The following is a 20,722-nucleotide window of genomic DNA, read 5'->3' as shown; positions in this document are numbered from 1 at the left end:
TCGGGACGCACGTCACCGCACGCCGAACTGAGCGCGAAGCAATCCGACATTCAGGCGTAGGGTGCGGCCGTCGGCCAGGGTTTCCAGGACCTGGATGCCGTCGACGTTGAGCAGTTGGCCGAGGATCGCCGCGAAACCGTTCGCCCGGTTCGGCGGGTCGCCGACCCGTTGCGCCAGCGCGGTGGTTGATTGCGGGCTGTCGAGCAGCGCCCGGATCGCCTTCTCCAGCTTCGCGTTGGTCGGTTTGCGCGCGAGCTGTTCGAGCTGGGCAGCGAACACGTCCGAGGCGAGCAGGCTGGTCACCAGATCCGCCGCGGGCGTGGCGGAGCGGACGAGCGGTCCGCTTGCGGGCAGGGGGATGTCCAGGCTGATCTGCGCCTGGGCGTCTTCGGCGATACGGGTGGTGACACGTTTGGTCGCCTTCTTGACGACCGTCGGGGTTGGTGGCGCGGTCAGGACGTCGGTCTCGCCGGTCCACCAGGTCGGGCGCTGGTCACCGAGTTCGTGCCAGCCCTGCGGGCGTTCGGCGCCGTAGGGGAGGAAAGCCAGGACTGGGATCGTCATCTCGGCCAGCGAGGCGCCGCCGTGATAACCGGCTTTCTGGGCGGTGTAGCGGGTGTCGTTGTCCCACAGGGCGACGATCGACGCACCCGGCTCCGGCCAGACCACGCGTGGACCGCGCAGCAGGATCTCGGACTCGTCGCGTCGGTCGAATTCCGCGCCGGGCAGGCGATGACGGGCCGATTCGATGTCGGTCGCCGCGATGGTCGAGCTGTGCCGGTCGATGACGTGCCCGTGGTCGCTGGTGATCAGGACGGCCATGCCCTGAGCGGTCGCCGCCGAGGCCAGCGCCCGCAGGTCACCGATCTCGCGGGCTTCCCACCCGGAGTCATCGAGCTTGGCTTCCTTGCCGAGGCGGTCGTCGATGGTGTTGAGCACGACCGCGACATGGCAGTCCGGGTCCACGAGCGCGGCGCTGAGCTCGGCGCCGAAGCGTTCGCCCGGCTTGCTACGCAGATCGGCCTTGTGGAAGACGGCCGCGCGCTTCGCGCCCCAGAACGAATGCGCGGGGAAGAGTTTCTGCTCGGTCTTCTGATCGCCCTTCATGAGTTTCCCGGCGAACAACGAGGTCCGCGAGACGGCGGTCAGACTCGGCAGCGCGGCGACCATGCACCGGCGGCGGTCGTCACCGTCCGGCAGCGGATCGTGTTCGGCGAAGCTGGCGCGCAGTTCGCCTGCCAGTTCGGTGGCGATGGACGCGCTCATGCCGTCGACGACGATCAGTAGCACGCGGTGTGACGCGGCCAGAGGACGAACGACACGGTGGAGAAAGGTCTCCACCGTCAACAACGATTGCGGTGCGGTTCCCGATTCGGTCCACACCGCCAGGTTCTTGGCGAACTCGCGATCGAATTCACGGCGGAGGGCCCGGGCTCGGGTGGTGATGCTGTCGTAGGCGACGCGCAGGGCAGGGTCGTCGTCACCGCCCGCGTCGAGGTAGTCCAGGGCCCGATCGGCCCAGGCCGTGCTGCGCATCTGCCGATTCAGGGCCGCGCCGACACTGTCGTCGACGGTGGGGTCCGGGTCGGTGGCCAGCCACCGGCTGAGACGTTGGGCCATCCGGACTCGAGTGATGCGCACTCGGTGGTCGGCGGCGAGGTCGTGGTCGCGCAACGCCGCGACAGCCCGATCGATTTCGGCGGCATCGCCGCGACCGAGCGCATGGCCGGCTGCGGTGAACCTGGCTTCGAGTCCGGCAGCGAGCAACGGGCTCTGGGCCGCGGCTTCATGTGCGCCGAACTGGCGAACCAGTTGATCAGACTGTGCGAGTACAGTTTTCGCGGCTTTGTGGGCGGCCAGGGCGATGTCGTCGGCCTCGTCGTGGAGTTCGGTGGCGGTACGTGCCTTAACCAGGAGATCGCGAATGTAGTCCTCGCAGGTACGGCCGTAACTCGCGAGCAGACGATCGAGGGCTTCGCCTTGGACCGGAGGGCGGTCGCCGAGCCAGCGCTCGACGCGGCCCCGGGCCTGGTAGACCGTGTGGTCAGGGGTGGCGTGTTGCCACAGGGCCGCGCAAACGAGGCCGTAGGCGAGCGCTTCGGGACCGTGCCCGGCCATCGTGAGCGCGGCGACGGCCGTGCCCGTGCCGCCGGATTGTTCGGGACTGCTGAGGAATTCGATGATGCCGGCACGCTCGGGAGCTCGTAGGTCGAGTAGCTGTTCGGCCGCGCCCGGTTGTTGGGTCCACTGCAGCAGGCTGACGGGGTCGATGCGATCGGAACCGGATTGGATGCGCAGGCGTCGGCTGGTCAGCGCGGTGAGCGCGGCGACGCGAGACAGTACCCGCCCTGTCGTCGAGGCAGGCCACCCGCTGGGGCCCGCCGCGTCGAGTAGTGCTTCGCAAGCCCAGCTCGCACGCTTGAGCAGTGGGTCGACGGCGGTGGCGCCGAACGATTCGCGGACGATGTCCCAGCGGTCGACCGTGTGCACACGGCCACGGTAGGTGCGCGCGAGGATCGCCGGGTCGAGGTCGTGTTCCTCGACATCGGTGAGCACCACTAGGACTCGGGGGTCGGGAGCGATCTCGCGGGCGTGTGCGAGGACGATTTCGTGCACCGCCAGTGGCGATGCGGCGAAAGAGATTCGGGCTCGACGTCCCTCGGCGAGTGGAAGAACGTCATCGCCGCTCCAGGACGGTTCACCACGTAGCAGAACGATGACCGGTCCGCCCGGCGTGGTGAGCTCGGTCTGTAGCCTTTTGTGGGCCGAAAGGTATTGGGCCACAGTCGCCTTCGACAGGCGCAAGGTAGTGGGTTCGGTGGTAGTGGTCATTCGACGATCCGCCAGCTGATCTCGATGCGGGCTGTGGGTTCGAGCGCCACCAGCTCACTCAGCTGATCGGCGAAACGACCGACGGCTTCGCTTGCCGTTGTGGTGTAGATGCCCGAGCGCTGCTTGGTGTGATCGATGTGCGGTTTGGTCAGCTGGATGTCATCGAGCAGTTCCGGCGCCACCGTGACCGGCTTCTCCGGGGTGGCCGGGTTCGCGGCTGTGGCCTGTTCGGCGATCCGCTGTTCGTCCCGACGCTGTTCGGCTCTGCGTTGTTCGAGGATTCGCCGGTTCAGCGCGGTGACCCCCGTGGCCGCGGTGCGCAGGGCGTCGACCAGGTTGGCCGAGCGCTGATCGGCGCGGGCCGCGGTGCGCAGTGAGTCGAGCAGCGCGGCGCCTTCGGGGCCGAGCAGGGTCGCGTCCTCCAGGCTGTGCCATGCGGCATTCGCCAGGGCGGAGATCACCTGATCGGCCGACTTGATCGACGTCGCATAGCGATCGGCATTGACCTCGCCCAGGTCGAACTGGGCGAGCGCCTCGACCGCCTTCTTGGCACCGGCGGACCCGCCGGTGCCCGCGCCGGCGAGCGTGGCGAGCAGTTCGAGCGAGCGTCGAGCCAGCGGCAGTCGTTCACCGGCGACACTGTCGTCGAGCTGGAGGAACTCCGCGCGCTTCTCCAATTGTTCGACCAGACGAGCGGCCGAGTCGTGGTATTTGGTTGCGGCGCTGTTGATCTGACGCGCGAACTGCTGCACCGGTCCGCCGCGCAGCAGCGTCGGCGCCTTCTCGCCGAAGATGATCTCGAACCGCTGACGGGCGGCCGCGAAATCCGATTCGCTCGGCAGTGGCTGCGTGCGCAACGCGTCGCCGTTCTGGATCTTGGTGAGTTCGGGGGTGTCGATCGGTACCCCGCCGCGCACCCAGATGCGGTCGTCCATCTCGGCGAACGACGCGATCACCAAGTTGGCGATATGGGGTTCGAGGCCACGCGGCTGAGGCTTGTCGATCCAGCCGTTGAGGGAAATGACCGAGAGGTCACCGGTGCTGCCCGCGTTCTGGGCGAGACGACGGAAGTGGTCGGCCCAGCGCTTGGACAGCTCGAAGTAGGCCTCTTTCTGCTGACCCAAGCCGAGCGGCTCGGCGATGCGGCGCATGAGTGTGCGCTCCTTGGCCGGTACCTCGAAGCGCCCGTCACGCGCTTCAGCGGCGCCCTTCACCTGGGCGAGTACGGTTTTCGCATCGCTCGGTTTCACGGCGATGCCGGTGTGGTCCGGGTCGAGGTCGGGGTGTTCGGGGAACTGGTGGGCCAGGAGCTTGCCCGCGAGGTTGCGGATGGCGTCGTGCAGCGACTGACCGATCGAGACGGTGAGACCGTCGATGTCGGGCAGCGGATGGAACAGCTCACCCAGGTCGTTGGTCACGTCCTCGGGTTTGCGTTCAGCAAGGCCGTAGGCCTGTTTGAACGTGGCGAGCACGCGCTGACGCAGGACCTCGCGCTGCGACTCCAGCAGCTGTTTGGCGCTGGCTCGGTTGTCGGGGTTGAGGTGCTGGGCGTACTGGGTGTCGAACCGGTACGGGTCGGCGAGGGCCTTGGTGATGACGAGCAGGCGCCGGAAATCCTCCCAGCGGGGTTTGGTCAGGTGGGTGGGCAGCCACGCGACGGTGTTGGGATGGTTATCGCCCTGCTCTTCCTTGAGGAGCCGGATCCGGTGGGCGTCTTCGATCGGGGTGTGCGCTCCCTCGTCGTAGGGCAGGTCGATGACGATGCGCCACCGGCCCGGGTAGACCGGCTGCAGATCGTGGTTGGGCATGGCGTCGTCGTCGCTGACATTGCCGAAGATCACTTCCGCGGTGCGCTGAGAACCGCGCCAGACGAAACGTAGTTCGTCGGCGTCGAGGCGGGCGCTGGCGCGGTCGAGACCGAACTCTTCGGCGAGCAAGTCGCGGGCGAGGGCGAGCCGGTTCGCCGGATTGTCATTGACCTGGGCGTTCGCGATCACCGACTCCACATCGACGCCCGAAAGCTCCAAGCGCACACCTGGATTGGCGTCGGTGCCGGTGGGCTTGATCTCCGGGAAGCGACCGGCCCATTCGCTGATCATGTCCTTGATCACGCCCTCTTCGCGGCCCGGGATCATGGTGGTGATCGAGCCGTAGTTGAGGGCGCCGAGGCGGCGAATGGTCAAGTCCCGCAGGGCGGGAACGCTGGGCGCGAGGGCGGCGAGCAGCACCGTGCAGGCGAGTCGATTCTGGCCGACGAACTTCTTGCAATTGCCGAGGAGTTTGGCGTCGGTGATGGTGTCGCGCCGGTTGATGTAGGCGTCGACGTCGTCCTCGGTGACCTCGCACGTGCTGAGCAGGTACGGACGCAGTCTTGTCTTGTACAGCTTGTCGGCGGCGTCGAACAGCACCTTCTTGTCGGCGACGAACGGACGGTCGCCACCGCGGGTGAGCTGCTCGTAGAGGTCCCCGAGGGGAACCAGGTCACCGAGGCGCAGCTCGTTGCGGTGGTCGGCCAGCAGCTGGCCCATGAGCTTCAGGCCGGTGCGGGAGCGCTGCAGGGCTGCGGAGATGTGGACCAGGGTGTCGAGGAAAGCGGGGGAGAACGGGTAGCTCAGCCGGAACGATGCCTCGTCGGCACCGGTGGTGGACTCGTCGGACCCCAGCAGGGTGTCCCATACCTTTGGGCTGAGCTTTCTGGTCCGTTCGAACGCCGCGTCGAACTGGGCGATCGCCGCCTCATCGCGAGGCTTGAGCAGACGCGCGTGGGCGATCTGGGGCAGGTTGCGGTCTTCGAGGCTGATCAGGTCGAAGCGGCCGGACGCGTGGTTGAGGGCGTCCTGAATCGCGGATTCGGCCGCGCCCGCGAGTTCTTCGCCCACGAGTTCACGGAGGTCGCGCTGGCGGGCGATGAACGAGATGATCGGGATGGCCCGGCGGGCGTCGCCGCCTTCACGGAAGTTGGTGATCTTGCTTGCCTCGCGGGCGACGCGCTTCTCGTCGTGGATGAGGCTGGCCAGCCAGAGGATCAGCTCGTCGAGGAACAGGATGATGCCGTCGTAGCCGAGCGACTTCGCGTGCGCGGCAATGACACTGAGGCCCTTGTCGAGGGAGATGAAACCGGTCTCGTCCTCGGCGGCCTGCTGCATGAATCCGGGCAGCAGGGTGTTGCTCGCGTCGCTGACCAGCTTGGCGCGCAGCTCCTGCGGGGTGGTGGGGTCGATCAGGTTGATGCGTCCGCCGTCGTGGACCTCGGCCGCGGCCAGGGCGGTATCGAGCTTCTCGGTGGTCCAGAAGGCTTTGGGGTCACCCCATTCGTCGTCGCCTTCGGCGGCGTGATCACGGTTGAGGGCGGTGAGGAACGCGTCCTCGCCCATCGTGGTGCGCAGCGAGCGCAGGTTCGTGAACAGCGCGTCGGTGCGGTACACCGGCGGGATGATCGCCTCGGGATGCAGTTTGCGCACGAAGTCGACGTAACCGCCGAGCACCCGCTGCTCCATCGCCTTGGCATCGATCATGTGGTACGGCACCATCAGGAACTTCTTGCCGTCCGACAGCAGCCACTCGTGCTTGGTGAGCAACGGGTCGAACTCGCTGCGGGAACGGGCAACCGGGTTACCCGAGAGCAGGGCGTAGAGCACCGACATGAAGTGCGACTTACCGGCACCGAAAGAGCCGTGCAGGAACGCGGGCTTGGAGGTATTGCCGTCGAGCGCGGACTTGATCAGTGCCAGCGCCTCATCGAAGTTGCCGAGCAGACGCTCGGTGAGTACATAGTCCTCGACGGCCTTGGTCGAACCTTCCTCGGTGACCGCGTCGGCAAGGGTGAGCACATAATCCGAACCGGAGATGTTCTCCTTGATCTCGATGAGGTCGCGCAGAAGTGGGCGCTGGTCCATCAGTTATCCCCCTGGGGTGCTTCAGTTTTCTTCGTGGTGCGCTTGGTGGGTCCGCGGCGGCCGCGAGTGGCGGGTTGTGGGCGCCAGTTACGCAGATCGTCGTCGGTCAGGCCGTGTTCGTTCTGCCGGTCGTGACGGTCGCCTGCGAGGAAGGTCGAAGGGGCGATGCCGAAGTCCGGGTCGATCTCGTTGTGCCACTGGTCGAGCCATGGCTGCAGTTCGAGCAGGCCGGCCAGGAACGGGGTGATCTCTTCGGTGTTGAGGCTGTGCTCGGCCAGGTAGATGGCGATGGCCATGGCTTGTTCGCGGTGGTCCCAGCCGGCCCAGCCGTAGAGGTCGGGGGTGGCGGTGTTCGTCGAGCCGTAGGAGATGAAGCGTTCCTTGGGGACATCGAGTTTGCCTCGGGCCTGCCAGAAGGATGTGCGCAGGAAGTCTGCCGAGGTGTATTTGGGTGGGACCGGGATGGTCTTGCGGAAGTCGTTCTTGGCGGGGCCATCAGGCATGGCGTCTTCTTGGCGCTGCATGTCCCAAACCTGCTCCCAGTCCTTGCGCTTCTTCAGGCCGGAGGGCTTGTAGCGCAAGGCGGATACGAAGGGGACGTGCTGGTCGGTGATCAGATCGGCGACGACCTTGGACAGTTCTGTACGCGGAGCGTAGATCGCAGCGATGGAGGCGAAGCCCTCTTCTGCTGCGAGCCGGTCAGTGAGACGCGACAGTGTGAGAATTTGGGGTTGTGCGTTGTCGCTGAACCAGAGGTCGCGGAATTCGATACGATCCAGAAGCCATTCGCGAAGCGCCTTTTCTTGCAACGTGTCCCAACTCGGCGATTTCCAGCGGCGCTTGTACTCGGGTCGTTCGATCATGCCGATAGCGCGGTTCGTTTCAATCGTTTCAATTCTACGTTGAACGATCTGTTGGTAATCCTCCGGCCACGCGCTTGGAATATCAGTCGTAGGAGATGCGCCATTTCGGACAAACCACTCAGGTGAGGCTTCACCTCGCTCAACACGACGAGCAAGTACGATCTCGAATGCCCGCTCACCGCAATTTATCTCAGGCACGGATTCGGCTGGAACGGTAAGGGGGGAGTCTTGCAGTCCGTATGCGAAATACGTTTGCCAGTCGAGTTCTTCCTGAAGCGCAATGAGCTGTTTAAATGTTGACTCCCAAATAGTTCGCTCATTGCGAAGTATGGTCATGCTGGGTGTGCTGCGACTGGCAACTGACTGAGGTGTCGCGGCGGAAAGTTTCTGAGCAAGAGTGTCAATCCGCTTCGCGAGACTTGCGTCTATAATCGCTGGAATAGGTAGCTTCTCAAGGTTCGAGGCATTGAATGCGAACCGATGTTCCCAAAATTCATCAGAAATTCCACCGCCAATTCCTCCATTTCCCTTGTCGAAGCAATTCATTTTGAGCCAGAAGCAGGCGGTCGAGCTGTTCAGTAGTCCCAGTAGCTGCAGGTGCTCATCCTCGGTCGCATCTTCCGGCAACTTGATTACCGGTGCTGTCTGCTTGAAAACCTTGCCTCCGCGGTCGAGGACGAAATGGTTATGCGTAGCGACTTCTGCGAAAGTAATTGACCATCGGTTGGTGTTCTGATCCCTAGGGATTTGATGCCACTCTTGCCATGGGCGGTGATCGCTAAAATATGTTCCTCGCGTGAATGTGGCCCGATTTCCGAGCTCAGTTCGGAACGCCCACAAGTGCTTTGCGAGCCCAGGGTAATGGGCTAGCGGTTGCAGCTCCCGGTTCTCGTTGTACGGATGAAATACATAGTCACCTTCAGAGAAAGTGAAATCGCGGACCTCGTCACCTACAACCAGGCGACGGATGTAGTCATCCTCCGCGTGATTCCGTGCGAAGTACCGATAATTGGCGATCATTGCATCGTCCGAGCCAACTACGCCGTAGAACCCGATTCGTGTAATCTTTTGCAGCATCCTTGTAACTGCGATCTCGTTGATTATTTCGATCATCTCAGTGCCGCCGTCCGAAAGTATCCAGGGCTGTCTGCCGAAATGCCTTTTGCGGTCAAGATCGTCTACGGATACCCATTGGCTGGCGCTAGGAGAATCGTCTATTTGATCTACTATTGCGCGCCACACCAACCCCTTTTCGGGGTCTGCAGGCGCGCAAGGTTCTCCTTGCACACTTCGGACTGTGCGAATGGTAGACCCTCGACCGTTTCCGGCTCGCCGGGTGCCGACTAGGATCACTGTTGGAGTCCCATGGCCGGGTATATATGCGCCGGATGTGTCGATGACCTCGGTTAATTCGACGTCGTGCCCGAAAAAATCCTCGATGAGTTTTCTTCCGAACTCTCGCTTCATGAAAGAGTTCGCCGTAATCTGGCCGATCCTACCGTAGCCATTGCCGTCAGGGCTGCCGAGCTTGGCGAGCTCAAAGAACCTCTGAGCAAAAGGGACTGAGAGCGCGTATTTTCCGGAGCAAGCATCGTAAAGATTCCGGTATATCTCGTTAAGATTTTTGTCTTTGACAGTGATGTATGGCGGATTGCCGACTACAACGTGGTATCGACCCGTATCGAGGATTCCAGGATAGTTCTGCACATCCTCTGTAGCGTAGGAGAAATCCGCAAGCGGGTCACTACTGTCCCCTTCAAGGCTGAGTTCCAACTGCCGCGCCTTGATCAAGGAGTCTCCCACCGCCAGTTTGATCGGCCACTCATAACGAGCAGCATCAGCCAGGGTGCGCACGTTAGCAGCAGCCATGGCGGCGACGAGGAGACGGAAGCGGGCGATGGCGATGGCGAAGGGGTTGAGGTCGACGCCGTGGACGGATTCGAGGGCCGCTTTGACGCGTTCGTGGCGGTCCTTGGTGGGCTGATCGGTTGCCCAGCGCTCGTTCAATCGTTTGAACGCACCGAGGACGAAGTGGCCCGACCCGCACGTCGGGTCGATGAGTTTGATGTCCGCGTAACCGAATTCGCGGATGGCGGGTTCGAGGGTGCGGTCGAGGATGAATTCTTCGACGAATTCGGGGGTTTGGAGGAGGGCATAGTTTTTGCGGATGTCTTCGGAGAGGTCTTGGTAGAGGTCGCCGAGGAAGCGGGTGTCCCAGCCGTTGAGGCCCTCTTCGTCGAGGGGGTCGGTGAAGTTGTGGACCAGGGTGCCGTGTTCGTCGCGGGTGCGCCAGAAGTCGATGAGGTCGCGGGCGCCCTCGTGGGAGACCGGGATCTGGTAGAGGGCGTTGTGGGCGCGGTCGAAGAGAAGTTTGCCTGCTTGGCCTGCGCCGAGTTCGGCGAAGGACTGTTCGAGCCAACCTCGGTAGGTGGGGTCGGGGTCGGATTCGACGTAGGCGTCGTAGCGTGCCTGGGCGAGTTCGCGGCGGTCGTCGGTGGGACCGGTGAGGTAGGGCTCGGGGATGAGGCGGTTGTCTTCGCAGAAGCGGACGAAGACGGTGCCCAGAACCCAGGCGACGGCGACTTGGGTGATGCGTTCGTCGAGCCAGGAGGTTTCAGTGGCCGCGGTGCGGTTGAGTTTGCGGGCGTGGGCCCACTCGTCGTGCAGGCGCGCTTTCACCTCGGGGAGGGCGCGCAACTGCTGATTCAAGTCGGCCTCGACCGCGGTGACCTGCTTCTTCAGGTCGGCGAGCAGTGCTGCGCGGTCGATCATGCGGTGACTCCTGTATCGGTGACGGGGCTGGCGCGGTGGAGGTTGTTGATCCACGAGGTGGGCAATTGGATCCACTCGTTGAGGGCGGACTGGTACGGCACGGTGACCGCGCCGAGGTGCGGCGGCCGTGCGGGGTCGGGCTGCGGACACAACAACCACAGTCCGCCCCTGCCGCGGCGGGCCTGCTCGGCCAGACGGCCGAGCACGCCCATCGCGTCGTAACGGGCGAACACCAAGGTGTCGGTGAGCAGCAGTGGGCCGTTACCCGCGATGTTGTCGGCGATCTCGGCTTCGATTCGGCTCCACGCGGTGCGCGTGTACTCGGAGAACTTCAGCGCGGGCCGGGAGCCCGCGGGGGCCACGTCGGCTCGAAGGATGGTTTCCCAGGTGGGCTTCTTGTCAGGGGTCACCAGGTCGTGCATGGTCGCCAGGAACAAGGCTGTGGCCGACATCGGGCGCGCGGAGAAACGCTCGCGCAGTTCGGCCGCGGCGTTCGGGCGATTGCGGTCGTCGTTGCGCATGATCGGCGCGGTGATCACCCGGAAACCGTCACGCAGGGACGCGCCGACGAGCAGTTCCTCGGCGCGGGCGGCCTTGGCGAGGTTCGGGTCGTCGGAGTAGCGGCCGAGCGCATGGGAATTGACCGAGGTCGTCCAGCGCGGGGCGTGCGCGGTGTAGCTGGAGGTCTGGTCCGCGTGTTCGGGCAGGTAGCGCTGCACCCGCGAGGTCGGGTGTGTGGCGACGACCAAGCCGAAACCGGCGTCGTGCAGTGCCTTCGTCAAGTGCGGGGTGGGTAGTTCGCCGTCGCTTCCGGCGATGGACAGCTCGGGGAAACGGGCCAGGATGCGGGCGAACACGGTGCTGGGCAGCAGCCCGGGTTGTTGCGCCAGCGGCATTCCCGGAATGAGAGTGACCAGGCCCGCCTGCGTCAACCGGACAGCCCGCACCAATGGCAGGTCGCGGGGGTAGATCTCCAGGCGAGGAGTGACCGCCGCGTTGCGCGACGCGCTCACCGCCACCTGGACGAGACGCCGCTCATCCAGGGCGAAGGTGCCCTCGGGCAGGTCGATCGCACCGAGCCGGTCGAGCACTGTCGCGGCGGTGGGCAGGGTTTCCTGCGCGGCGAGCGCGTCGGCGGCCTTGCCCAGGCGCAGCGCGAAGTGCGCGAGCGCTGGTCCCGCTGGCGTATCCAGCTCGTCGTTGGCTTCCAGTGCCAACACGACCACGGGATCACCCCCCGGATCCCGCTTCTGCGCAACGTAGATCGCGGCTTCGTCGGGCGCGAGCTGTTCGACCTCGGCCACGACCCGCACCGCGGCGAGTCCCAGCGCACGCCGCTGGGCGCGATCGTGCAGACGGGTGCCGCGGCGGGCGATCAGCGCGTCGGCCAGCTCGGTCGCCGCGGCGACGCGACCGAAACTGGCGAGCAGCTCCAGCACCTGCTGCCGGAGGGCGTGAACCGCGGGATCCTTCTTCCATTGCGTGCGTTGGGCTTTCAGTAACTGGGCTACCCGGCCGGAGGTCAGTCCCAGTGTCTCGGCCACCGCAGTCTGAGTCGGCCACGCGTCGAGCTCAGCCACGTCGCCAGTACCGGGGATGCGGAGCAAACGAGCCACCGCGTCGACCTTGTTGGCGTTGGTCGCGGTCTTGTTGGGCACGAAACCGACCGCGAGGGTATCGAGGCTGAGCGTGCGCAGCAGTCCGGCGCTGAGATCGGCACCGGCCGCCGCGAGTTCGGCTTTGGCTTCCTTCCTGGCCTCCGAAGTGAGCGGGGCGGGCTCTTCCTTGCCGAGCCTCCTACCCCACTCCTTGAGTCGTTCCTGGATCTCGCGTCGTGAGCGGGCACCGAGGCCGGGCGCGTTGATGAGTTTGCCGCGGCCGTAGTCGAGCAGTTCGCCGACGGTGCTCACACCGAGGCCGTAGAGGAATTGTTCGGTCGCCGCCGTCATGCCCGCTTGCGACAGGTGGGTGTCGACGGTGGCCTGGTCGGCGATCTGGCGTCGCTGTTCCTCCGGTGCCACGTCGTCCACGTCGGCCGACGGCTCGGGGTGCACGCTCAGCGGTCGCGACGGCACCGCGCGGGTCATGTCCAGGAAGATCTTGCGCCACGCGTCACGCATCGGCTTGAGATCGGAAAAACGTTGGGCCACATCGCGATGGAGTGCCTTGCGGAAGAACTCCACCAAACCGTCGCGCACCGAGGCGTCGAACGCGTCGGCGGCGATCTCGGGGTAGGGGAACTCTTTGGCATCGAGCTGCCGGGGCAGCACACTGCCGTCACCCCAGCGCGGTAGCTCGCCCGAAGCCATTTCGTGCAGCGTCACCGCCAGGGCGTAACGCTCGGCATGAGCGTCGTAGACACCGCGGGTCAATGTGGTGATGAAGGGGTCGAGGTAGCCCTCGGTGCCCGCCTCGGTGTTCTGCACCGGGTAGCCGGCCAACGAGAAGTCGATCAAGACGAGTTCGCGAGTTCTGTTGGGGCGCACCCGAATCGCGATGTTGTCCGGTTTCAGGTCGCGGTGCCAGACGCCTTCGCCCTCGAGGAAGTCGAGCGCGCCGAAGAGGTAGTCGCTGTAGGTCTCCAGACGGCCCACCTGCAGGCGACCGTTGTCGCGCAGCTCGCGGGCGACGGTCTCCTCGGTGCGATGCTTGGAGTCCTGGTCCAGCCCATGCTCGTCGCCGACGTACTCGAGCACGAGGGCGGTGCGCTCGGCGATGGTGAGCACGCCGGGATCGACCAGGTCGATGATGCCGGAATGGCGGCGCAGACCCCGCAGCACGCCTGCCTCGCGCAGCAGTACCTCCCTGCGGTCGTCGGCCAAGGCGACCTTGAGCACCGCATACGGTTTGCGGCTATCTGGGTCGGCCTGCAGATCGCGCACGAGCAGTGCGCGGCTCGTGGAGCCGGTACCGAGGCGGCGACGCACCTGCCACCGACCAGCAAGCACGTCGTCGCGAACTGCCTCCAGTGGGTCCTTGTCCGGTGTCTCCGGTTCTTCCTCGGGGGTGGTCAGCGCCTCCTCGACATCCTCGAGCAACTCGATGAACTCGGCGATCGACGTGAGCCGTCGAGTGGGGCGGTAATCCGTCGCCGCCGCCACCAGCAGGTCGACGTCCGGGGGGAGATCATCGACCAGTGCGCCCGGCCGGAGGTCCTCGCCCGCTTCGAATCGCGCCAGGAGCTCGGCCTGACTGGTGGCGGGGGCCCGGCCGGTCACCAGCAGGTAGGTGAGCATGCCGAGACCGTAGACATCCATGGCGATGGGGTCGGGTGAGGTCGCGGCTACCTCGGGAGCCAGGTAGGCGTCCGAGCCCGTCGAAAGATGGTGGGTCGACAGCAGAGTCGGCGCGTGGCGGGTCATCGTCGATGCCGAACCCGCCGGGCGCTGGGTCGCGACCTGCCAATCGGAGATCTGCAACAGTGGCGCGCGCCACCTCCCGGATTCGGCCGGCGCCCGCTGGGGTATCACATGAATCGACCGGGCGGCCAAAGCGCGGTGGTATAAGCGTGAGGAGTGCGCCGAGTCGAGCGTTTCGGCCAGTTGCCGTACCAGGCTGATGCGGTCACCGATATCGAGCGACTCACCGTGCTGAGCGAGGTATTCGTCCAGATGCAGCGTGTCGGGGTGATAGCGGAAGATGAGCGCGGGCCCGGCCGAATGGGCGGAGGAATCGAAATGCTCCAGCTGGACCGCCCCGGGATGCCGGAACCTCCGCAAGACGGCGGCTTCCCGGCGCGCGGCCGCATCGACCGACTTGCGAGCCTCCTCGTCGGCACCGCGCTCGCGCAGATAGATCCGAACTCGGACCGGCTCCCGCAACTCGGTGTGCACGGCGAGGAAGTCCTGCCAGGTCTGGCCTGCATCGATCGGTTTGCGTTGCAGCACATAGGGGCCGACGGTGAACTCCGCGTCGCTGCGCCGAACGCCCGCCTCCTCGAACGCCTTCTTGATCTTCTTGGCCAAGCGCGCATCGATCAGGCGACGGGCATCTTGGACCGGTGCGCTGAGGCGGTCGATCAACTCCTTGACCGTGTGGGTGTTGGCGCGGTCGCCGGGTGAGAGGTCGAACCTCAGTCCCGGATTGGTGAGACACACCGCCGAGCTCACGAAGACCCGCGCACCGCGGTTACCCAGCAGACCCGCCAGCTCCTTGCTCTTCTGGTTCACCAGATGCAGCGGGCTACGGAATACCCTGCGGTCGCCGCGCTTGTTCGTCTGAACCCAGTCGCCACTCTCGATGGAGAGCCGGCCACTCCAGTCCTTGAGCTCGATCATGTGCACCCCGTTGGGGGCGATCACCAGCAGATCGACCTCGCGCACATGCCCGGTATCGGCGGTAAAGGTGAAGTTCGACCAGGCGAACCACGGATCGACATTCGGCAATTGCGTTCGGATCGCTTCCAGCCCCCGACGCTCATGCTCGAAACTCGACTCGGTGACTGTCGTCCACCGACCCTCGTCCATACGCGCGCATCCTGTTCTCGTCGTCCTGCATCACCCGGCCCCGCCGCCGAGATGTCCACCCTAGCTGTTGGGATGACAGCGCGAGGCAACGCTGTGAGCGACCGTCAGTCCTTGTATTGCGGGCAGTAGGCCTCGATCGCGGCGTGCAGGAAAATGTACGGATACTCCAGGGTGTCACTCGTGCTCTCGGCAAGCTCGATCCGGTTCGCGGCCGAGTTTCCGTGAGCGTCGAGCCATCGGCATTCCGACTGCGCCAAGCGGATGCCGGCGTCCTGAACGTCGCATTCCTCGTCGTCGAAGTAGGACTCACGCAGGAACAGGAGATCCGCGTCGCTGCGGGGACCGCAGCCGCTGCTCGAGGAACCACTGGATGACCCGGTGTCGGGTGCTGCGACCGCCGTGGGAGCGAAGGCGGTCAGCGTGAGAGCGGCAGAGCCGACGACGAGCAGGGTCGACAGGGGCCGGAGAGTGCGCATACGTGTTCCTTGGTTGGTGCTAGGTGAAATGAATGGCCAGGAGGGCTGGCAATCCGGTGTGTTGATGTCAACCATGACAGCGAATGAAAGCATTGTCAATCGATAGAACGCGATGCTTATGTGCCTTATCGGTTTTATCGTGCCGCCGGACGATGCGCCACCCGAGATGGGAAGATGAAGCCGTTGCGCAGGCTGCCAGCGCGGCATCGTGGTCGAACTGACGGAGGTAGTTGCCGTGCAACCCCAGGTTGTCGGGGATCGTTACGAACTCCTCGAACAGGTCGGCTCAGGCGGGATGGGCTTGGTCTACGCGGGTTTCGATCGCCACCTGAAACGTCGGATCGCCGTGAAGTTCACGCAGCCGAGCTTGCACAGCGATCCTGGGTGGACCAAGCGCTTCTTCAGGGAAGCGGAGGTGATGGCGCGGCTGAGCCATCCCGGACTACCCGCCATCCACGATGCGGGTGTCATCGCCGGCAAACCCGAACGGCCCTATCTGGTCATGGAATTCGTCGAAGGCGTCACCTTCGAGGACCTACTCGCCGACCACGGATCGCTACCCGTCGGCGTCGTGGCCTCGCTCGGGGCGCAAACGGCCGCGGTATTGGCCGCGACGCACGGGCATCACATCTACCACCGCGACCTGAAGCCGTCGAATCTCATGCTCTGCTCCGACGGGACTGTCAAAGTTCTGGATTTCGGGCTCGCTGTCGTTCTAGACGGTGAGCTGACGCGCTACACCTCGACCGGAGCGACGCTGGGCACACCCGCGTTCATGGCGCCCGAGCAGGTCGAAGGCAAACCCGTTGTGGCGCAAACAGACCTGTACTCACTCGGGCTGGTACTGCACGAACTGCTCACCGGAACGCGTGTCATGACCGGTGGTACGCCCTTCGTCGTGTGGCAGAACCAGATCCACCGTCCCGCACCGGATATCGAGACGCTGTGCGCGGACGTGCCGGCCGACATGGCCGCACTGCTGATGAGCATGTTGGCCAAGTCGCCGAGCCGACGTCCGAGGGATGCCTCGGAGGTACACGGTGTTCTCCTTCCGCATGCGGCGGGCTTGGATGCATTGCCGCAGGTGAACGGACTTTACGGGCCGGCACGGATGTACGCCTCGGCAGTCAGCGCCGACGGCCAGGCGCAGGTGGCGGTTGAATCGCGGCTGGTCACCGCCGAAGACCTCGCGGTGACCGTCGTGGTCGAAGATCGAGACAGCCTGCGCAAGGCGATGGATCGCACTCACGTGCTGCCAGCGGTAGATGCCGTGACTCAACTGAACACGGTGGTCGAGGCAGCCTCGTCTGTGCTCGGTGCGGAGGATCCGGAAGTGGTGGAGGCGCGGACCAGGCTCGCGGAGCTCCGGGCTGCCGCCGGCGACGACCTCGGTGCCGCCGAGCTGTATCGCACGCTGGTCACCGAGTTGACCGCAGAACGAGGCCCCTACGACGATGCGGTGTTGAATTGTCAACGGCGACTGGCAGCCTGCGACGTGCGTATCGGCGATACCAGCGGTGCCCTCGGTCGTCTGCGAAAACTCCACACGCAGATGGCGATTCGATACGGCGAGCAAGATCGGCGCGTCATCGAACTGGCGGCGGAGATCAGAGCTATCGAGATCAATTGACTGTACGTGTCACACGTGCGTGCCAAGATTTCCGCATGACGCGAACCCAGCACCTGTCGATGCGTGTTCCGTGGCGGGATCGGCCGTGGGATGGTCGGGTTTGTGATCGCCCGCTGGACAACTCGTCGTGTGTCCTGCTCAAGGGCATCGGGGAGAAGCGTGACGACGAGTACGAACGCGACAATGCGGGCCTGCCGGTCATGAGTCTGGTGCCGGAGCAGCTGCCGTGCCTCAACGAGCGGGCAACGTTCATGTCGGCGCAGGGGTACACGGTGGTGAAGAACCATCCCTACGCGAAGAACAAGGTGCTGAAGGGGACGTTGTCGCCGACAGCGGTTTCGATCCCTGGGTACGCCTTCGAAGCAGTGCCCTTTCGGTGGATGAGCAGGGAGCCGTTCGAGTCGGATATCGCACCCGACTGGTCGAGCGACTACGAAGGTGAAGCGGAGGTTCAGGCTGTCGAGACGCTGACGTTCGATCCGAAATGGATCATGGACGGTGCGAATCAGCAGGCGGTGATCCGCGCGTTCTTCGAACCGGTGGTGCCGCACAACTCGCTGGTGTTCGCCTACCTCAAGCACTCACCCTTCCAAGAAGGCACATCGCGCAAGCTCTTGGTGGGAGCGGCGAGGGTGACCGATGTGCGATTGCCCGGTATGTGGAATATGCAGGGCACGCCCCCGTTCGAGTCGTCGATGTGGGAGACCGCGGTATCGCACAGTTTGCGTCCCGATATGCGCGACGGGATTCTGTTGCCGTACCAACAGCTGATTCCTCTCTTGGAGAATGGGATAGACGTCGACGACGCGCTCGCGTGGGAGCCGGAAGGTCGTGCACTCGAGTTCTCTTATGTCACCGAACATGTCTCCGACGACGCGGCGATCGAGGCGCTGCTCGCCTTGGCAGCGGCGGCCCGCGGTGCTGGATCGCTCGGAGTTGAGGTACCTGCCCAAGCGATCGAGTGGGTGGATCGGCAGGTCGGGCTCCTGTGGCAGCAACGAGGCCCGACCCCCGGCTTGGGTGCGGTCCTGGCCCACCTCGGAGTTCAGGGGGCATTCGGGGTAGCGCGGATGATCTCGGCGACGGTGGAAGACGCCGAGAATCCGTGGGACTATCTCGAAGACGGTTTCGCCGACTCGTCCCGGTTCACTCCCGAACTGCGACAGGTGCTCGGCCGCTCCACCGCGCGGATCTGGCAGCGTCAGACCGACGAATTCCGTGACGCACTGAAGACGTTGTCGGCACTCGACATCACCACGGACCAGGTCGCGATGATCATGGACGGCGACACGGTCGAGCCCTTGCCATTGGCGGAATTTCTGGAGAACCCGTACTACGCGGCGATCTGTAGCTATACCGACCCGCGTCACATTCCGGTCACCACCATCGATAGAGCATGCTTCCCACCAGCCCACGTGACATGGGATTCGCCGATGCCGGAGTCTGCGCACATGGTGGACGCCCATGACGCGCGCAGAGTCGAGGCCTTGCTGGTCGACAGCCTCGAACACGCTGCCGCGCAGGGCAATACGGTACTTCCGCTGTCGGAGGTACTCGCGGGAGTCGAGCGAATTCCGGTGGCGGCGCCGTGCCCGCTGAACGAACAGATCCTGGTCGGGCTGGAGCTGGACCCGGAGAGTCTGCCCGATCCGGAGGAATACTGGACGGCGCTGGTCGGGACGACGGTCGGCGGAGACACGTCGGCGTACAAGTTACGGCGTATGTTTCTCGTTGCGGGAGTGATTCGCCATCAAGTCGACCTACGCTGCGCGGCACCACGTTTCGGGGCGCTGTCGACAGCGCGGGAAGCGATAGACGCGGCGATCGAGCAGCCTCTCTCGCCCGGAGATCTCGATGAGGAAGCCGCCCGAACAGAGAAGGCCGCGGGTTTGGCCGAACTGTATGCCGCACCGCTGTCTGTGTTGATCGGCCCGGCGGGGACCGGAAAGACGACGCTGCTGCGTGCCCTCGTCGCGCTGCCCGACGTGGCAGGTATCGCTCCTGTTCTCCTGGCACCGACCGGCAAGGCGCGCGTGCAGTTGCAGCAGAAGGTCGGGTTCGCCGCCCATACCTTGGCCAGTTATCTCAGTCGCAGTGGACGATTCGACGGCACGACCGGACAGTACCGAACCGACGAGTCGGCGGAACGGCAACAGGCCGACCTTGTGGTGATCGACGAGGCATCGATGTTGACCGAGGAGATGCTCGCTGCGACGCTGGATTCGTTCGCCGGCATCAAACGGCTCGTACTGGTCGGTGACCCGCGACAGCTCCCGCCGATCGGCGCTGGGCGCCCGTTCGTCGACCTGGTGGAGCGGTTGCGGCCCGATGTATTCGAATCGTCGGTGCGAGTACATCGTGGTTACGTGGAACTTCAGGTGACCCGCAGGCAACAGGACCAGAACGGCGCGGACCTAACCCTGGCGAAATGGTTCGGCGGTGGCGAGCTGGGGCCCGACGACGACATGATCTGGCAGCAACTCGCCACGGATCCGAACCTGGAACGAGTCCGATATGTGCAGTGGAACAAGAGAAGTCCGGCAGAGGTGCTCACGGACGTGCTTCACGAGGAACTCGACCTCACCGCGAACCCTGACCTGGAGAAGGCCTTCGCGCTGACTTATGGGGGATCGTGGAATGATCCGTATCTGAACTGGGAGCTCGGCGCCGGCGTGGCTGCAGAAAACTGGCAGATCCTGACTCCTACCAGGTCGCGCCAGTTCGGCAGTGTGGAGCTCAATCGGCACATCAAACGGGCATTCCGCGCTTCGGATACGAAATTCGCCGGGAGGACAAACCGGTCCAACATCCCGTATCCGGTCGGGCCCGAGATGATCGTCCGCGGCGACAAAGTGATGAACACGCGCAACGCCAAGATGTCGGGATGGCCGAAGAACGGTGGCATCGATTATGTCGCGAACGGCGAGATCGGTGTAGTCATCGGTCGTCTCAAGCCGTTCAAGGAAAAGTATGTGCGCGTGGAGTTTTCCTCGCAACGCGGCTTCACCTACAGCTACTGGCCCTCGTCGGCGGACGACCCGGCTCTCGAACTCGCTTGGGCCGTCACCGTGCACAAGTCACAGGGGTCGGAGTTCGCCACCACGTTCGTCGTGCTGCCTTCGCGTGCGGGCGTCTCACGAGAGCTGCTCTATACCGCGTTGACCCGGCACACCGACCGTGTCGTCATTCTGCACGACGGGTCGCTGGCCGAACTGCGGGAGCTGGCACGGCCATCCGCCTCCGAGACCGCTGCTCGACTCACCGATCTGTTCCGCGCACCGATGCCCGAGGAAGTGACCATCGCCGGGCAGGCTCATCGCGTCGACGCGAACCTGGTGCATGTCACCGGGACCGGAGTGCTCGTGCGCAGCAAGAACGAGGTGATTCTCGCAGACATCCTGAATACCGTCGTTCCAGGTCAATGGAAATACGAACAACAGCTGGTGGGTGCCGACGGATCGGTGCGTTCCCCGGATTTCACTATTCAGACGATGCTTGGGCATACCGTGTACTGGGAACATCTCGGTATGCTCGACCAACCGAGCTATGCGGCGAAGTGGGAAGCCAAGCGCGAGTGGTATGCGCGCAACGGCATCCTGCCGTGGAGCGCCGGCGGTGGGCCGAATGGCTCGCTCGTGTGGACCGACGACCGGGGCGGGGTCGATGTGCCGCAGTGGCGGGCGCTTGCCCAGCAAGTGTTCGCCGGTCAGGCCGCGCCGGTGAAGCGGCCCGTGAAAAAAGCTCCTCCGCGGCGAGTCGATAAGGGGCGCAGCTAGTGCCTGCGCGC

The 20,722-nt window shown here is 64.6% G+C and carries 7 protein-coding genes; 2 read left to right on the top strand and 5 right to left on the bottom strand.

The genetic code is table 11. The features are described from left to right. Positions 1 to 12: 12 nt before the first annotated feature. The 5 genes from pglZ to AB0I35_RS22420 all read right to left on the bottom strand — a co-directional run bounded on the left by pglZ (position 13) and on the right by AB0I35_RS22420 (position 15,305). Positions 13 to 2,832, bottom strand: coding sequence for a BREX-2 system phosphatase PglZ (gene pglZ, locus AB0I35_RS22440; protein ID WP_357398103.1), 2,820 nt, complete (start codon positions 2,830 to 2,832; stop codon positions 13 to 15). Further along, positions 2,829 to 6,728, bottom strand: coding sequence for a phage resistance protein (locus AB0I35_RS22435; RefSeq protein WP_357398101.1), 3,900 nt, complete (start codon positions 6,726 to 6,728; stop codon positions 2,829 to 2,831). Before AB0I35_RS22435 ends, pglZ begins: the two co-directional genes overlap by 4 nt. Continuing rightward, entirely contained in the window at positions 6,728 to 10,363 is a 3,636-nt protein-coding gene (gene pglX / locus AB0I35_RS22430; protein WP_357398100.1) for a BREX-2 system adenine-specific DNA-methyltransferase PglX, read from the bottom strand. Before pglX ends, AB0I35_RS22435 begins: the two co-directional genes overlap by 1 nt. Then, complete coding sequence (gene pglW, locus AB0I35_RS22425) at positions 10,360 to 14,829, bottom strand: BREX system serine/threonine kinase PglW (RefSeq protein ID WP_357398099.1); 4,470 nt, start codon at positions 14,827 to 14,829, stop codon at positions 10,360 to 10,362. The genes pglX and pglW overlap by 4 nt, the downstream gene beginning before the upstream one ends. Positions 14,830 to 14,933: 104 nt before the next feature. After that, positions 14,934 to 15,305 carry a DUF732 domain-containing protein gene (locus tag AB0I35_RS22420; protein WP_357398098.1) on the bottom strand — a complete coding sequence of 124 codons (372 nt, stop codon included), beginning with the start codon at positions 15,303 to 15,305 and terminating at the stop codon, positions 14,934 to 14,936. A 208-nt stretch (positions 15,306 to 15,513) separates the two neighbouring features. Between AB0I35_RS22420 and AB0I35_RS22415 the strand changes: the two genes are divergently transcribed. Then, positions 15,514 to 16,935, top strand: coding sequence for a serine/threonine-protein kinase (locus AB0I35_RS22415; protein WP_357398097.1), 1,422 nt, complete (start codon positions 15,514 to 15,516; stop codon positions 16,933 to 16,935). Between the two features lie 1,166 nt (positions 16,936 to 18,101). Further along, entirely contained in the window at positions 18,102 to 20,711 is a 2,610-nt protein-coding gene (locus AB0I35_RS22410; protein ID WP_357398096.1) for an ATP-dependent RecD-like DNA helicase, read from the top strand. Positions 20,712 to 20,722 lie beyond the last annotated feature (11 nt).

This window comes from Nocardia sp. NPDC050378 (assembly GCF_040655675.1).
GTDB lineage: Bacteria > Actinomycetota > Actinomycetes > Mycobacteriales > Mycobacteriaceae > Nocardia > Nocardia coubleae.
This window is presented reverse-complemented; position numbering and strand designations above follow the sequence as displayed.

Bases quoted from the DNA above. Each gene is read 5' to 3' on its own strand.
- pglZ (WP_357398103.1), bottom strand. From the start codon at position 2,832: ATGACCACTACCACCGAACCCACTACCTTGCGCCTGTCGAAGGCGACT.
- AB0I35_RS22435 (WP_357398101.1), bottom strand. From the start codon at position 6,728: ATGGACCAGCGCCCACTTCTGCGCGACCTCATCGAGATCAAGGAGAAC.
- pglX (WP_357398100.1), bottom strand. From the start codon at position 10,363: ATGATCGACCGCGCAGCACTGCTCGCCGACCTGAAGAAGCAGGTCACC.
- pglW (WP_357398099.1), bottom strand. From the start codon at position 14,829: ATGGACGAGGGTCGGTGGACGACAGTCACCGAGTCGAGTTTCGAGCAT.
- AB0I35_RS22420 (WP_357398098.1), bottom strand. From the start codon at position 15,305: ATGCGCACTCTCCGGCCCCTGTCGACCCTGCTCGTCGTCGGCTCTGCC.